This is a genomic window from Ancylobacter dichloromethanicus (assembly GCF_018390645.1).
Taxonomy (GTDB): Bacteria; Pseudomonadota; Alphaproteobacteria; order Rhizobiales; family Xanthobacteraceae; genus Ancylobacter; species Ancylobacter dichloromethanicus.
The window spans coordinates 66945-80268 of the sequence record NZ_JAHBGC010000017.1; the positions used below are offsets into that span (position 1 = coordinate 66945).

Below are 13324 nucleotides of genomic sequence, written 5' to 3' on the forward strand. Positions count from 1 at the left end.
CCGCCGAGTCACGGGTCGCTCCCTAGCACGGATCGAACGGGGGAAATGACGTCAAGTCAATCACAGTGTGATGAAATCGACGCCGGCCGGAGCCCCCGCCCCCCGATCGGCGCCGCTCTTTCCCTGGCGGTCAGCGCAGATAGGTGCCGACCAGCGCCTCCAGCCGCTCCTGCCGCCCGGAGCGCGGCTGCGGGTCCAGCGACTGCGCCTCGACGCGGGCGGCGATGGCCTCCAGCGAGCTTTCGCCGGTGAGCATCGCCTTGTTCTGCGGCGCGTCCCAGCCGGCATAGCGCGCGTCGACCGCCTTCTGCAGCGCGCCGTCCTCGATCATGTCGGCGGCGATCAGCAGGGCGCGCGCGCACACATCCATCGCGCTCGCATGGGCGATGACGAGGTCGTCCGCCTCGATCGACTGGCGCCGCACCTTGGCGTCGAAATTGGTGCCGCCGGTGGTGTAGCCGCCCGCGCGCAGAATTTCGTACATCGCCAGAGCCGTGTCCTCGACATTGGTCGGGAACTGGTCGGTGTCCCAGCCGGACTGGGCGTCGCCCTTGTTCATGTCGATCGAGCCGAACACGCCGAGCGCCGCCGCCATGGCGATCTCGTGCTCGAAGCTGTGGCCCGCCAGCGTGGCGTGGTTGGCCTCGATGTTCAGCTTCACTTCCTTCTCCAGCCCGGCGCGGCACAGCAGGCCGTACACGGTGGAGACGTCGAAATCGTACTGGTGCTTGGTCGGCTCCTGCGGCTTCGGCTCGATCAGGATCGTGCCCTTGAAGCCGATCTTGTGCTTGTGCTCGACCACCATGTTGAGGAAGCGGCCCATCTGGTCGAGTTCGCGCTTCAGGTCGGTGTTGAGCAGCGTCTCATAGCCCTCGCGGCCGCCCCACAGCACGTAGTTCTCGCCGCCGAGTTCGTGGGTGACCTCCAGCACGTTCTTCACCTGCGCGGCGGAATAGGCGAACACGTCCGGGTCCGGATTGGTGGCCGCCCCCGACATGAAGCGCCGGTTGGAAAACAGGTTGGCGGTGCCCCACAGCAGCCTGGTCTTCGAGGTCTCCATCTTCTTCGCGAAGATCTCGGCGATGGCCCGCACATTGGCGTTGGATTCGGCCAGCGTCCTGCCCTCGGGGGCGATGTCGCGATCATGGAAGGCGAAGAACGGCACGTCGAGAATCTCGAACAGCTCGAAGGCGACGTCGGCCTTGGCGCGGGCCAGCGCCATCTCGTCGGTGCCGTGCATCCACGGGCGCAGGAAGGTCTCGCCGCCGAACGGGTCACCGCCCGGCCAGGTGAAGCTGTGCCAATAGGCGACGGCGAAGCGCAGATGGTCTTCCATCCGCTTGCCCAGCACCACCCGGTCCTTGTCGTACCAGTGGAAGGCGAACGGGTCGCGGCCCTCCGGGCCGACATATTTCAGCGGCCCGGTGGAGGAGAAGAAGCGCGGCGTGGTGGAGGCAGTCATGGGGTCACTCCCTTGAGCGCCGGGTACAGCGCCCGGTAAAGCGCGTGCCGTTCGGCGTAGGCCTGTTGCAGGGCGGGGTCGGGTTCGATGGTCTCGATGCGGCGCGGCGGCAGGCAGATCGCGGCCGGGCTCTCGCCGGTGGCCGCCATGCGGGCGAGCCGCGCGGCGCCGAACGCCCCGCCCCGCTCGCCGTCCTCGACCCGGTTGAGCGGTATGCCCAGCACGCTGGCCAGCACCGCCGTCCAGAAGCGCGAGCGCGAGCCGCCGCCGATCACGTCGGCCTGGGTCAGGCGGGTGCCGGCGGCGGAGAGCGCGTCGAGGCAGTCCTTGAAGGCGAAGGAGACGCCTTCCAGCACCGCCTGGGTCAGTTCCTCCCGGCCGGTGTCGTGGTCCATGCCGACGAAGGCGGCGCGGATCGCGGTGTCGTTGTGCGGCGTGCGCTCGCCGGAGAGATAGGGCAGGAAGGTCGCGCGGGACGGCGCCCTTGGGGCATCGCCGAGCGGCGCCAGCAGTTCGCCGGGGGCCTCCTTCGCCACATTCGCCCACCAGCCCAGCGCCGAGGCGGCGGAGAGGATCACCCCCATCTGGTGCCAGGTGGCGGGAATGGCGTGGCAGAAGGCGTGGACGCTCGATTCGGGATTGGGCGCGTAGCGGTCGGTGGTCGCCCACAAGACGCCCGAGGTGCCGAGCGAGACGAAGGCGTCATTCGCCTCGATGGCGCCGAGCCCGATGGCGCCGGCGGCATTGTCGCCCGCGCCGCCCGCCAGAACCGGAGGATTCTCCATGCCCCAGCGCGTCGCCAGCTCCGGCTTGATCCGCCCGGCCGCCGCGCTGCCTTCGACCAGGCGCGGCATGTGCTCGCGCGACATGAAGGTGGCCGCCAGCGCCTCGTCCGACCAGTCGCGCTTGCCGACATCGAGCCACAGCGTGCCGGAGGCGTCGGACATCTCCTCGACCATCTCGCCGGTCAGCCGGAAGCCGACATAGGCCTTGGGCAACAGCACCTTGGCCATGCGGGCGAACAGGTCCGGCTCGTGCTTGCGCACCCACATCAGCTTGGGCGCGGTGAAGCCGGGAAAGGCGAGATTGCCGGCGGTCCGGTGCAGCGCCGGGAAACGCTCCTCCAGTTCGCGGCACTCGGCCGAGGAGCGCCCGTCATTCCACAGGATGGCGGGCCGCAGCACCTTGCCGAAGGCGTCGAGCAGCACCGCGCCGTGCATCTGGCCGGAAAGGCCGATGCCGCGCACGGCGGCGAGCGCCGCGGGCTGCTCCGCCTTCAGCTTGTCGATGCTGGCGAGCGTCGCCTGCCACCAGTCCTCCGGGCTCTGTTCGCTGAAGCCCGGCTGCGGACGGGAGATCGCCAGCGGCGTCTCCGCCGTCGCGATGACGCTCTGGGCGTCGTCGACCAGCACCGCCTTGATGGCGGACGTTCCAATATCGAGGCCGAGATACATACCTCACACCCTTTCGGCGCAACGGAGAGGAAAAATCACGGCAGGTTGTCCCGCACGAAGATGTCGATGCGGATACGCTCCTGCTCGTTCAGCAGCGGCTCGCCGGCGCAATGGGCCAGCAGCACCCGGGCGGCCGAGCGCGACTGGTGCCCGGCATCCTGGTTGATCACCGCGTCCATCACCCCGCGCAGCAGGAAGCGGCGCGTGTCGTCGGTGAGGTCGTGGCCGATGAAGATGAGGTCGCCGGCGCGGTTGGCGGCGGAGATCGCCGCCGCGATGCCGCGATTGCCGGCACCGACATTGTACAGGCCGACGAGGTCCGGCGCCTCGCGCAGCATCTGCGTCACGATCGCCTCGTTGCGCTCGTCCTCATCGAGGCTCTCGCGCACCGGCAGCACCTTCAGCGCCGCATATTCGCCGGCCAGCACCTGGGTGAAGCCAAACTGCCGCTCGGCGTGGTCGCGCAGCGCCGGCGTGCCGACGATGAGCCCGATCGAGCCGCGCCGCCCCCCGGCGAAGCGCCCGAGCAGGGTGGCGGCGGTGCGGCCGGCGGCGATGTTGTCGATGCCGACATAGTGCAGCCGGTGCGAGGACGGCACGTCCGACACCAGCGTCACCACCGCCACGCCGGAGGCAGCCAGGTCGTCGATCGCCGCCCGGACGCGCGGATGATCGAGCGCCACCACGGCGACCCCGTCATAATGACCCATCAGGCCCTCAAGCGCCGTCGCCAGCGTTTCGGGCGCGAACACGTCGACGCGCAGCGTGTCGATATAGGCGTTGTTGGCGGCGAGCCAGCTCGCGGTGTTCGCCACCTGCTCGCCGAGCATGCGCATGAACACGTTGGCGCCGGTCGGCAGCACGAAGCAGAATCGGTAGGTTTCCCCGCGCGCCAGCCGCGCCGCCGCGAGGTTCGGGCGGTAGCCGAGGCGGGACACCGCCTCCTTCACCCGCTCGGCGGTGACGCCGCGCACCCCGGCGCGGCCGTTGAGCACACGGTCGGCCGTGGCCAGCGAAACACCAGCCTCCCGGGCGACGTCTTGCAGGGTTATGCGCGAAACACCTCTGGACATGACGCCATGTTGCCCTCAAAATCTGAGGTACGCAACTCAGGCAATGAGGCGTCCACCTAGACCAAATATCGAGGAGCATCCGGCCTCACGATTTGTTACCTTGACGCTTGAAGCTCCGCCGCGGCGGATCTGGCGCTACCGCCGGCCTCCCGGCCGGCCAACGACTTGACGGCGACCGGCCTCGCTGAGGTCCGAACGTCAGGAAAACGACCATGGCATGCGCGCCCCGTCAAGGCGGCGCGCCCAGCCGGACGGCACCCGCCTTTTGCACCCCCTTGGGAGGAAAGCATGAATCTGAAACTGACGATTTCCGCCGTGGCCCTCACCACCGTGATGGCGATGGGCGTGGCCCGCGCCCAGCAGCCCGTGGTCGGCGTGAGCTGGTCGAACTTCCAGGAAGAGCGCTGGAAGACCGACGAGGCCGCGATCAAGAAGGCGCTCGAAGCCGCCGGCGCCAAGTACATCTCCGCCGACGCCCAGTCCTCCGCCGCCAAGCAGCTCTCCGATGTCGAGGCGCTGATCGCCCAGGGCGCCACCTCGCTCATCATCCTGGCGCAGGATTCCGACGCCATCGCCCCGGCGATCACCAAGGCGCAGAACGAGGGCATCCCGGTGGTCGGCTATGACCGGCTGATCGAGAACCCCTACGCCTACTACATCACCTTCGACAACAAGGAGGTCGGCCGCCTCCAGGCTGCCGAAGTCATGAAGATCAAGCCGAAGGGCAACTACATCTTCATCAAGGGCTCCGCCGCCGATCCCAACGCCGACTTCCTGTTCTCCGGCCAGATGGAAGTGCTCAAGCCCGCCATCGACAAGGGCGACATCAAGAATGTCGGCGAGGCCTATTCGGACAGCTGGCTTCCGGCCAATGCCCAGCGCAACGCCGAGCAGTTCCTGACCGCCAACGACAACAAGGTCGATGCCGTCGTCGCCTCCAATGACGGCACCGCCGGCGGCGCCATCGCCGCGCTCGCCGCGCAGGGCCTCGCCGGCTCGGTGCCGGTCTCCGGCCAGGACGCCGACTTCGCGGCGCTGAACCGCATCGCGCTCGGCACCCAGACCGTGTCGGTGTGGAAGGATTCGCGCGAACTCGGCCAGCGCGCGGCGGAGATCGCGCTCGAACTCGCCAAGGGCACCGACCCCAAGGCGGTCGAAGGCACCACCACCTTCACCGGCGGCCCCAAGAAGGTGCCGATGAACTCGACCTTCCTCAAGCCGGTGCCGATCACCAAGGACAATCTGGACGTGATCATCGAGGCCGGCTGGGTGCCCAAGGCCACCGTCTGCCAGGGCGTCAAGCCCGGCACGGTGAAGGCCTGCGACTGATCGGCCGCGATCGAACGGCCGGCGATTGATCCGGTAGCCATCGCGCGGCGGGGGTAACCCCGCCGCCGACCACGCGACGCCTCGCGCACCAATGCGCGCGGCGGGGAGAGGACGCTCATGACCGACACCACAACGACCCGAACGCCTGTCCCTGCCGCACCGGCGCAGGCAGCCCCGGCCGCCGCCCCCACCTCCTTCGTGGGCGCGCTGGAGATCGACATCCGCTTTCTCGGCATGATCGGCGCGCTCGCCGTCATCTGGGTGGTGTTCGATTTCCTCGCCGACGGCACTTTCCTCACGCCGCGCAACCTCTGGAACCTGTCGGTCCAGAGCTCGTCCATCGCCGTCATGTCCACCGGCATGGTGCTGGTGATCGTGATGCGCCACATCGACCTGTCGGTCGGCTCGATCCTCGGCGTCACCGGCATGGTCATGGCGGTGTTCCAGGTCGGCACCCTGCTGCCGGCCTTCGGCTTCAACCATCCGGCGGTGATCGTCCTCACCCTCGTCGCCGGCATCGCCGCCGGCACCGCCATCGGGGCGCTGCACGGCTTCGTCATCGCCTATCTCGGCGTGCCCGCCTTCATCGTCACGCTGGGCGGCCTGCTGGTGTGGCGCGGCGCCGCCTGGGCGGTGGCCGAGGGCAAGACCATCCCGCTGGTCGACGACAATTTCAAGCTGCTCGGCGGCGGCGCCAACGGCTCCGTCGGCGAGACCTGGAGCTGGGTGATCGCCATCATCGCCTGCCTCGCCATCGCTTTCGCCACCGTGCAGGCGCGCCGCCAGCGCCAGCGCTTCCACTTCCCGCTGAAGCCGGTCTGGGCCGAACTCGTCATCGTCGTCGCCGGCTGCCTCGCGGTGATCGGCGCCACGCTGATGGTCAACGCCTACACGCTGCCCCCCGTGCTGGCCCGCCGCTACGCCGAGGCCGCCGGCCTCACCGTCCCGCCGGAAGGCATCTCGATCAGCTTCGGCTATGCGATCCCGGTGCTGGTGGCGCTGGCGGTCGGCATCGTGATGACCTTCGTCACCAACCGCACCCGCTTCGGCCGCTATGTCTTTGCCATCGGCGGCAACCCGGAGGCGGCCGATCTCGCCGGCATCAACACCCGGCGGGTGACGCTGGCGGTGTTCGCGCTGATGGGCGCGCTGGCCGCCATCGGCGCCGCCATCTCCACCGCCCGCCTCAACTCGGCGACCAATGCGCAGGGCACGCTCGACGAGCTCTACGTCATCGCCGCGGCGGTCATCGGCGGCACCTCGCTGTCGGGCGGCTCAGGCACCATCGCCGGCGCCATGCTGGGCGCACTGGTGATGCAGAGCCTGCAGTCGGGCATGGTGCTGATGCGCGTCGACACGCCCTACCAGAACATCGTGGTCGGCATCGTTCTCGTCTTCGCGGTGTGGATCGACACCGTCTACCGCAAGCGGTTCAAGTGAGGAGCGCGACCATGAACGCCGTCACGTCACCCGTTGCCGCCCCCGGCGCCTCCCATGTCGAGGGCACCCCTGCGGTCGAGATGCGCGACATCTGCATCTCCTTCGGCGGCATCCGCGCCGTCGACGGCGTCTCCGTCGACCTTCATCCCGGCGAGGTGGTCGGCCTGCTCGGGCATAATGGCGCCGGCAAGTCGACGCTGATCAAGATCCTCGCCGGCGCCTACAAGCCGGACGCCGGCGAAATCCGCATCAACGGCCAGAAGGCGGAGATCGCCAATCCGCGCGACGCCAAGCGCTACGGCATCGAGACGATCTACCAGACGCTCGCGCTGGCCGATAATGTCGACGCCGCCGCCAACCTGTTCCTCGGCCGCGAGCTGATGACCCCGTGGGGCACGCTCGACGACGTGGCAATGGAAGCGGCGACGCGCGAGGTGATGGGCCGGCTCAACCCGAATTTCCGCAAGTTCAAGGAGCCGGTGCGCGGCCTTTCCGGCGGCCAGCGGCAATCGGTCGCCATCGCCCGCGCCATCCACTTCAACGCCAAGATCCTGATCATGGACGAGCCCACCGCCGCGCTCGGCCCGCAGGAGACGGCGCAGGTGGCCGAACTGATCAAGCAGCTCAAGGCCGAGGGCATCGCCATCTTCCTCATCAGCCACGACATCCACGACGTGTTCGACCTCGCCGACCGGGTGAGCGTGATGAAGAACGGCAAGCTGGTCGGCACCGCCCGCACCTCCGATGTCACCAAGGACGAGGTGCTGGGCATGATCATCCTCGGCAAGAGCCCGCCCGGCGCGCTGGCCGGCCCGGGCGCCGCCGCCGACTGATGAATCCCGCCGGGGCAGCGGCGGCGTGCCGCTGTTCCGGCCCCTCCCGGCGTGTGATATGGCTCTGGCGAGGGAGCATGCCGTGTCCGCCACCGCCCTGACGACCGAGGAAGCCCAATCGGCCAGCGCCCCGCTGCGCCGGTTCGCGCTGGTGCTCGCCGTCGCCTATATGCTGGTGCTGCAGGCCCTGCTCGGCGGCCTCGCCAGCGGCGCCCACGCCGCCGGCAGCCTCACCGTCGACGCCTTCGGGCAGACCCTGTGCCTCGGCGCCCGCGGCGACCCGGCCGCGCCGGCGAACCCCTCCAGCCACACCCCCGACTGCTGCACCACCGGCTGCCAGACCGCGGCGACCCCCAGCCTGCTGCCGCCGACGGCGGCGACGGCCGCGCTTCCGGTCGCCCATCGTCTCGCCCGCCAAGCCCCGCCGCGCCCGGCCCGCCTCGCCCGCGCGCCCGAACGCTCGCCCCGCCATGCCAGGGCCCCTCCCCGCGCCTGACGCCCCTGCCATCCGCAAACGTCAGTCGAAACACCGGCCGCGCGCGCCCGGCATCTGCCAGATGCGGCGCCCGCCGGCACCCTGGGAGACTTCACATGATCCGCAACCTTCTTCGCCGCGCCCTGCGCCGCACCGAGGACCGCGTCGGCTTCGTCATCGTCGCCGCCGCGCTCGGCCTGTTCGCCATCCAGCCGGCCTTCGCCCACGAGTACAAGATCGGCACGCTCGAAATCGAGCATCCCTGGGCGCGCATGACGCCGGCCGGCGCCAAGGTCGGCGGCGGCTACCTGACCATCGAGAACGAGGGCAAGGAAGCCGACCGGCTCGTCTCCGCCACCGCCGAGGTCGCCGGGCGGGTCGAGATCCACGAGATGTCGGTCAAGGATGGCATCATGACCATGCGCATGCTGCCCGACGGAGTGGAGATCCCCGCCGATGGCGAGGCCAGGCTGGCCCCGGGCGGCTTCCACCTCATGCTCATGGACCTGAAGCAGCCGCTCAAGGAAGGCGAGAGCTTCAAGGGCACGCTCACCTTCGCCAAAGCCGGCACGGTGGATGTGTCGTTCAAGATCGAAGGCATGGGCGGACCGAAGGGCTCGGACGCCGGGCATGACGGGCACAGCCACGACCACGGCATGCCCACCAACTGAGCCGCGCCGTCCGAGCCGCGCGACCTGACCCCGCGCGGACAGATCGCCCGCCGCGCGCCTTGAGGCCGGCCGTCCTGCGCGACGGCCGTAGCTCGGCGCGTGCTGTCGCCCTCCTTTTCCGGATCCTTTCCGATGAGCACCACGACTCTGTCTGCCGACCGGGAGCGCCCTTCCGACGCGCGCTCCGCCAACATCTACCGCGCCGTGTGGCGCTGGCATTTCTATGCCGGCCTGGTGGTGCTGCCGTTCCTGATCCTGCTGTCGGTGACCGGCGGGCTCTATCTCTTCCGCGAGGAGATCGACAACGCCTGGCACCACCAGCTCAAGGTGGTCGAGGCCCGCGCCACCCCGGTCGAGGCGCCGAGCGCCTGGATCGACGCCGCGCTCAAGGCCCGCCCCGGCACGGCGCTGAAATTCGTCGCGCCGGTGAACCCCACCGCCTCGGCCGAGGTGGTGATCAAGACCAGCGCGGGCGAGCGCCGCTCGGTCTATGTCGACCCCTATGATTCCCGCGTGCTGGGCGAACTGGCGGACCGCGGCACCATCATGTGGCTGATGCGCCGGCTGCACAGCCTGGCCGAATTCGGCCCCGTCGCCAACGGCATCATCGAGATCGTCGGCGGCTGGTCGATCCTGCTGGTCGCCACCGGCTTCTATCTGTGGTGGCCGCGCCGGCAGGCGGGCGGTGTGGTGAGCGTGCGCGGCACCCCGCGCAAGCGCGTCTTCTGGCGCGACCTGCACGCGGTGACCGGCGCCTTCGCCGGCATCGTCATCGCCTTCATGGCGCTGTCGGGCATGCCATGGTCGCTGGTATGGGGCAACAAGGTCAATGAGTGGGCCAACAGCTCCAATTACGGCTATCCCTCCGGCCTCTATGTGAACGTGCCGATGTCGGACGAGCACCTCGCCCACGCCAACGGCCCGACGACATGGTCGCTGGAACAGGCGAGGATGCCGGAATCGACCCCCGCCGCCACCGCCGCGATCGATGTCGACCAGGCGGCGGCGATCGTCGACAGGCTCGGCCTTGCGCCCGGCTACACGCTCAGCCTGCCCGGCGGCCCGTCCGGCGTCTATTCCGCCACCGTCTACCCCGACGACCTGTCGAAGCAGCGGGTCGTCCATCTCGACCAGTATACCGGCAAGCCGCTGATCGACCTCTCCTATGCCGATTACGGCCCGGCCGCCAAGGCGATGGAATGGGGCATCAACGTCCACATGGGGCAGGAATTCGGGCTGGCCAACCAGCTGTTCCTGCTGGCGGTCTGCCTCGCCATCATCCTGATGGCGGTCTCCGCCGGGGTGATGTGGTGGAAGCGCCGCCCGGCCGGCGCGCTCGGCGTTCCGCCCGCGCCCGCCAGCGCGGGGGTGATGTGGGGACTGATCGCCATCATGGCGGTGGTCGGGGTGATCTTCCCGCTGGTCGGGGCCTCGCTGGCGGTGATGGTGGCGCTCGACCTCGCCTTCGCCCGGCGCCGCCCCGGGTTGCGCACCGCTTGACGCTGCGCGCCGCCTGAGCGGGTTCCAGCCGCGTGCCTCTTCCCCTAACATCGCGCATCGGGGAAGAGGCGCGCATGGCTCGGCACAGGAACACGCAATCGCCCGGCGAGGCGGCGGACGCGCAGGCCGCGCGCCGCCCGCGCGACGGCCTGTTCGTCCGGGTCTATTTCGGCGACGGCCGCCATCTCGGACCCGGCATGATCGAACTGCTGGAGACCATCCGCCGCGAGCGCTCCATCCTTTCCGCCGCCCGCAGCCTGGGCATGAGCTACCGTCGCGCCTGGCTGCTGGTGGACGAGATCGGCCGTACCTTCCGCCAGCCGGTGGTCGAGACCCACCCCGGCCGGCGCGGCCACGGCACCGACCTCACCCCCTTCGGCGAAAGGCTGATCGCCCTCTACCGCGAGGTCGAGCGGCGCAGCAACGAGGCCAGCCGCGCCGCCATCGACGAAATGCGCGCCGGGCTGGCGCCGCAGGAAGCGCCCGCCGGCGAGCCGGTCGAGGGCTAGGCCATGCCCGGAAGCCCCGGCCGAGCCGTGTCTTCGTGCGGGTCCCGGCTCAGTTCCGCAGGCTCAAGGACAGGTCCTTCAGGAAGGACCGCCACCGGGTGGTGTCGTTCTGCGCGTTCCTGTAGAGGCCAGCGGAAAGGCCGCGCAGGCACAGCATCGCCGAGGCAACGGCCTTGCCGCCGTAGATCCGGTCTCTCGCTTCCACCTGGCAGAGCGCATGGAGATAGACGGCCTCGGCCCGTGCCCGGTCGAAGGCGGGGAATTGCGCCTCGGTCGTGGCCGGCAGGCTTCTGACGATATCGAGCATCTGCCGCGTCGCGGCGATGTAGGGGCGGTTCTTCTCGATCGCCCCGTCGCGTGACTCGGTCGGCCCGCTACGCCGGCCCCTGCCGGCGCCGAACAGGTTGGCTCCGTGCTGGCGATAGTCGACCAGCGGCTCGGCGATCTCGGCGGTGCAGCCCAGCGTCTGCGCCAGGAAGAACGCCCACCGGTCATGCGCGATGCGATGGCGGGGATCGATATAATCGACATAGCGCCGCTCGACCGGCACCGCGCGCAACACGTCGTGGCGCACCACCATCGAGAAGCCCCAGAACGTCGCCCAGACGTCGTAGGCGAGCGGCGGCTTGATGCCGCTCTGCCGGATGCCTTGGTCGAACACGCCGACGGTTTCTCCATCCGGGCCGATCAGATTGGCCTGGTGCGCGATCTGCGTCACATCCGGCAGCGCGGTGAACGCCGCGCAGCGCTCGAGCTTGTCGGCGCGCCAGACGTCGTCCTGATCGCAGAACGCGATCCAGCCCCCCGTTGCCATCGCCGCCGCGCGCAGGAAATTGTCGCGAAAGCCCAGCCCCGGCCTGTTCTTGTGGACCCTCACTGGAAACGGCGCGCGCTCGGCGAAGCGCGCGATGATCTCGTCCGTGCCGTCCGACGAATCGTCGTCGCTGACGACAAGCTCGAACGGCGCAAAGCTCTGCCGCTCGAGGCTCTCCAGTTGCGCCGGCAAGAACCTCTCGCCATTGTAGGTCGCCATCACGACGGAAATTCTTGGCTGCACGGAAACGCTTCGGTTCACGGAGATTTCTGGCTTCATCGCGAAGATCCGAGAGAATGGCGTGCCGGGGCGGTGCCATTCTTACAATACCCTTCCCGCGACGACGAGCACCTTCGGCGGTCCACCGGAACATTCCCGGATGGAATGGCGACGGGTAGGAACCAACCACTCTCCTCAAGGGTTCTGGCGTGGGGACCTACTCGCCGCCGGGGAGCGCCATGCAGACCATCATCCTTGTCATCCTGATTCTTCTCCTGCTGATGGCCGCGGGCGTCATCGGCCGGCGTTCCGCCCGGCTGCGGCTGGTGCTGCTCGGCCTTGTGCTCGCGCTTCTGGTCCTCGCCGTGATCGGCTTCGTGCGCGACGAGCAGGCGGTGGGCCCCGGCGTGGCGCCGATCATTCAGGCACCGTGACGCTGCGGGGGCTCGGTGAATTCGGGGTTGCGGCTGTCCACCGCCACCGACTTGATCATCGCCCACACGACAAGCCCGGGTGACAGGGCGAGCCGCTCCACGCTCTCGCGCGTCACCATCGAGGCGAGGCGCGCCTCGCCGACACGCAACATGATGTCGGCATAGGGGCCTTCCCTCAGCCGCACCTCTTCCACCACCGCCGGCAGCAGGTTGGACACCGACACATCTTCCGGCCGCGTCCGGGCGATGGCCACGTCGCGCGCGCGCACCCGCGCCCGCACCTTCTCGCCGACGGCGCGCGCCACCTGCGGCACGCGCAGTTCGCCGCCGGCAAAGGCGAGGCTGGAGAGCGCATAGGCGGGATCGTGCCGGCTGACCACGCATTCCAGCAGCGTGCCGAGATCGAAGCGCCCGAGCACCGGCAGCATGGCGGGCTGCGACATCACCTGCGCCACCGGCCCCGCCGCCACCTGCCGCCCCTCGCGCAGCGCGACCAGCGTGTCGGCGAGGCGCAGCACCTCGTCGATGGAATGGCTGACATAGAGGATGGGCAGCCTCGTCTCGTCGCGCAGCCGTTCCAGATAAGGCAGGATTTCAGCCTTGCGCGCCTCGTCCAGCGCCGCCAGCGGCTCGTCCATCAGCAGCAGGCGCGGCTGGGCGAGCAGCGCCCGGCCGATGGCGACGCGCTGGCGCTCGCCGCCGGACAATGTGTGCGGCCGGCGGGTAAGAAGAGGACCGATGCCGAGCAGTTCGACCACCGCCTCGAAGCGGACCGGCCGCTCGACCGCGCGGCTGCGGCGCTCGCCATAGCGCAGATTGCTCTCCACCGAGAGATGCGGAAAAAGCCGTGCATCCTGGAATACATAGCCGGTGCGCCGCGCCTCGATCGGCACATCGATGCCGCGCGCGGAATCGAAGAACACCTCGCCCTTCACGGCGATGCGCCCGGCATCGGGCCGCACCACCCCGGCCACTGCCTGGATGACGGTCGTCTTGCCCGCCCCGGAGCGGCCGAACAGCGCGGTGACGCCGGAACCGGGGACGGCGAAGCCGCACTCCAGCGCGAAGCCGCCAGCGCGGGCGAGACGGATGTCGATCTCGATCATGGCCC

The 13324-nt window shown here is 69.4% G+C and carries 13 protein-coding genes; 8 read left to right on the forward strand and 5 right to left on the reverse strand.

Annotated features, from left to right (window positions below):
• Positions 1–130: 130 nt before the first annotated feature.
• The 3 genes from xylA to KHC23_RS07920 are packed head-to-tail and all read right to left on the reverse strand — an operon-like array spanning position 131 to position 3989.
• Entirely contained in the window at positions 131–1462 is a 1332-nt protein-coding gene (gene xylA, locus KHC23_RS07910; RefSeq protein ID WP_213371210.1) for a xylose isomerase, read from the reverse strand.
• Positions 1459–2916: a xylulokinase gene (gene xylB / locus KHC23_RS07915; RefSeq protein WP_213371211.1), complete on the reverse strand. Its 1458-nt coding sequence runs from the start codon at positions 2914–2916 to the stop codon at positions 1459–1461. The genes xylA and xylB overlap by 4 nt, the downstream gene beginning before the upstream one ends.
• A 35-nt stretch (positions 2917–2951) precedes the next feature.
• Positions 2952–3989: a LacI family DNA-binding transcriptional regulator gene (locus KHC23_RS07920; protein ID WP_213371212.1), complete on the reverse strand. Its 1038-nt coding sequence runs from the start codon at positions 3987–3989 to the stop codon at positions 2952–2954.
• 333 nt (positions 3990–4322) lie between these two features.
• Here KHC23_RS07920 and xylF point away from each other — a divergent pair, with 333 nt between their 5' ends.
• From xylF to KHC23_RS07955, 7 genes are all read left to right on the forward strand, one after another.
• Positions 4323–5318: a D-xylose ABC transporter substrate-binding protein gene (gene xylF, locus KHC23_RS07925; protein ID WP_246544455.1), complete on the forward strand. Its 996-nt coding sequence runs from the start codon at positions 4323–4325 to the stop codon at positions 5316–5318.
• 117 nt (positions 5319–5435) lie between these two features.
• The gene (locus tag KHC23_RS07930) at positions 5436–6758 is read left to right on the forward strand and encodes a sugar ABC transporter permease (protein ID WP_213371215.1); all 1323 of its coding nucleotides are present in this window, start codon (positions 5436–5438) and stop codon (positions 6756–6758) included.
• An 11-nt stretch (positions 6759–6769) separates the two neighbouring features.
• On the forward strand, positions 6770–7591 hold the full coding sequence (locus KHC23_RS07935; protein WP_213371217.1) for an ATP-binding cassette domain-containing protein: 822 nt from the start codon (positions 6770–6772) through the stop codon (positions 7589–7591).
• Between the two features lie 82 nt (positions 7592–7673).
• Positions 7674–8087 carry a hypothetical protein gene (locus KHC23_RS07940; RefSeq protein ID WP_213371219.1) on the forward strand — a complete coding sequence of 138 codons (414 nt, stop codon included), beginning with the start codon at positions 7674–7676 and terminating at the stop codon, positions 8085–8087.
• Between the two features lie 95 nt (positions 8088–8182).
• Entirely contained in the window at positions 8183–8737 is a 555-nt protein-coding gene (locus KHC23_RS07945) for a copper chaperone PCu(A)C (protein WP_213371221.1), read from the forward strand.
• Positions 8738–8869: 132 nt separating this feature from the next.
• Entirely contained in the window at positions 8870–10237 is a 1368-nt protein-coding gene (locus KHC23_RS07950; protein WP_213371223.1) for a PepSY-associated TM helix domain-containing protein, read from the forward strand.
• 74 nt (positions 10238–10311) lie between these two features.
• On the forward strand, positions 10312–10746 hold the full coding sequence (locus KHC23_RS07955; protein ID WP_213371225.1) for a winged helix-turn-helix domain-containing protein: 435 nt from the start codon (positions 10312–10314) through the stop codon (positions 10744–10746).
• Positions 10747–10795: 49 nt separating this feature from the next.
• Here KHC23_RS07955 and KHC23_RS07960 read toward each other — a convergent pair whose 3' ends face one another.
• A complete protein-coding gene (locus KHC23_RS07960; RefSeq protein WP_213371227.1) occupies positions 10796–11821 on the reverse strand; it encodes a glycosyltransferase in 1026 nt (341 codons plus the stop codon).
• Between the two features lie 197 nt (positions 11822–12018).
• On the opposite strand from KHC23_RS07960, the gene KHC23_RS07965 reads away from it, so the two are divergent.
• Positions 12019–12213: a hypothetical protein gene (locus tag KHC23_RS07965; RefSeq protein ID WP_213371229.1), complete on the forward strand. Its 195-nt coding sequence runs from the start codon at positions 12019–12021 to the stop codon at positions 12211–12213.
• Here KHC23_RS07965 and modC read toward each other — a convergent pair.
• Positions 12201–13319 carry a molybdenum ABC transporter ATP-binding protein gene (modC, locus tag KHC23_RS07970; protein ID WP_213371231.1) on the reverse strand — a complete coding sequence of 373 codons (1119 nt, stop codon included), beginning with the start codon at positions 13317–13319 and terminating at the stop codon, positions 12201–12203. The genes KHC23_RS07965 and modC overlap by 13 nt on opposite strands.
• Positions 13320–13324: the final 5 nt, after the last annotated feature.

Bases quoted from the DNA above. Each gene is read 5' to 3' on its own strand.
- KHC23_RS07935 (WP_213371217.1), top strand. From the start codon at position 6,770: ATGAACGCCGTCACGTCACCCGTTGCCGCCCCCGGCGCCTCCCATGTC.
- KHC23_RS07950 (WP_213371223.1), top strand. From the start codon at position 8,870: ATGAGCACCACGACTCTGTCTGCCGACCGGGAGCGCCCTTCCGACGCG.
- xylA (WP_213371210.1), bottom strand. From the start codon at position 1,462: ATGACTGCCTCCACCACGCCGCGCTTCTTCTCCTCCACCGGGCCGCTG.
- KHC23_RS07965 (WP_213371229.1), top strand. From the start codon at position 12,019: ATGCAGACCATCATCCTTGTCATCCTGATTCTTCTCCTGCTGATGGCC.
- KHC23_RS07955 (WP_213371225.1), top strand. From the start codon at position 10,312: ATGGCTCGGCACAGGAACACGCAATCGCCCGGCGAGGCGGCGGACGCG.
- KHC23_RS07930 (WP_213371215.1), top strand. From the start codon at position 5,436: ATGACCGACACCACAACGACCCGAACGCCTGTCCCTGCCGCACCGGCG.
- KHC23_RS07920 (WP_213371212.1), bottom strand. From the start codon at position 3,989: ATGTCCAGAGGTGTTTCGCGCATAACCCTGCAAGACGTCGCCCGGGAG.
- xylB (WP_213371211.1), bottom strand. From the start codon at position 2,916: ATGTATCTCGGCCTCGATATTGGAACGTCCGCCATCAAGGCGGTGCTG.
- modC (WP_213371231.1), bottom strand. From the start codon at position 13,319: ATGATCGAGATCGACATCCGTCTCGCCCGCGCTGGCGGCTTCGCGCTG.
- KHC23_RS07945 (WP_213371221.1), top strand. From the start codon at position 8,183: ATGATCCGCAACCTTCTTCGCCGCGCCCTGCGCCGCACCGAGGACCGC.
- xylF (WP_246544455.1), top strand. From the start codon at position 4,323: ATGGCGATGGGCGTGGCCCGCGCCCAGCAGCCCGTGGTCGGCGTGAGC.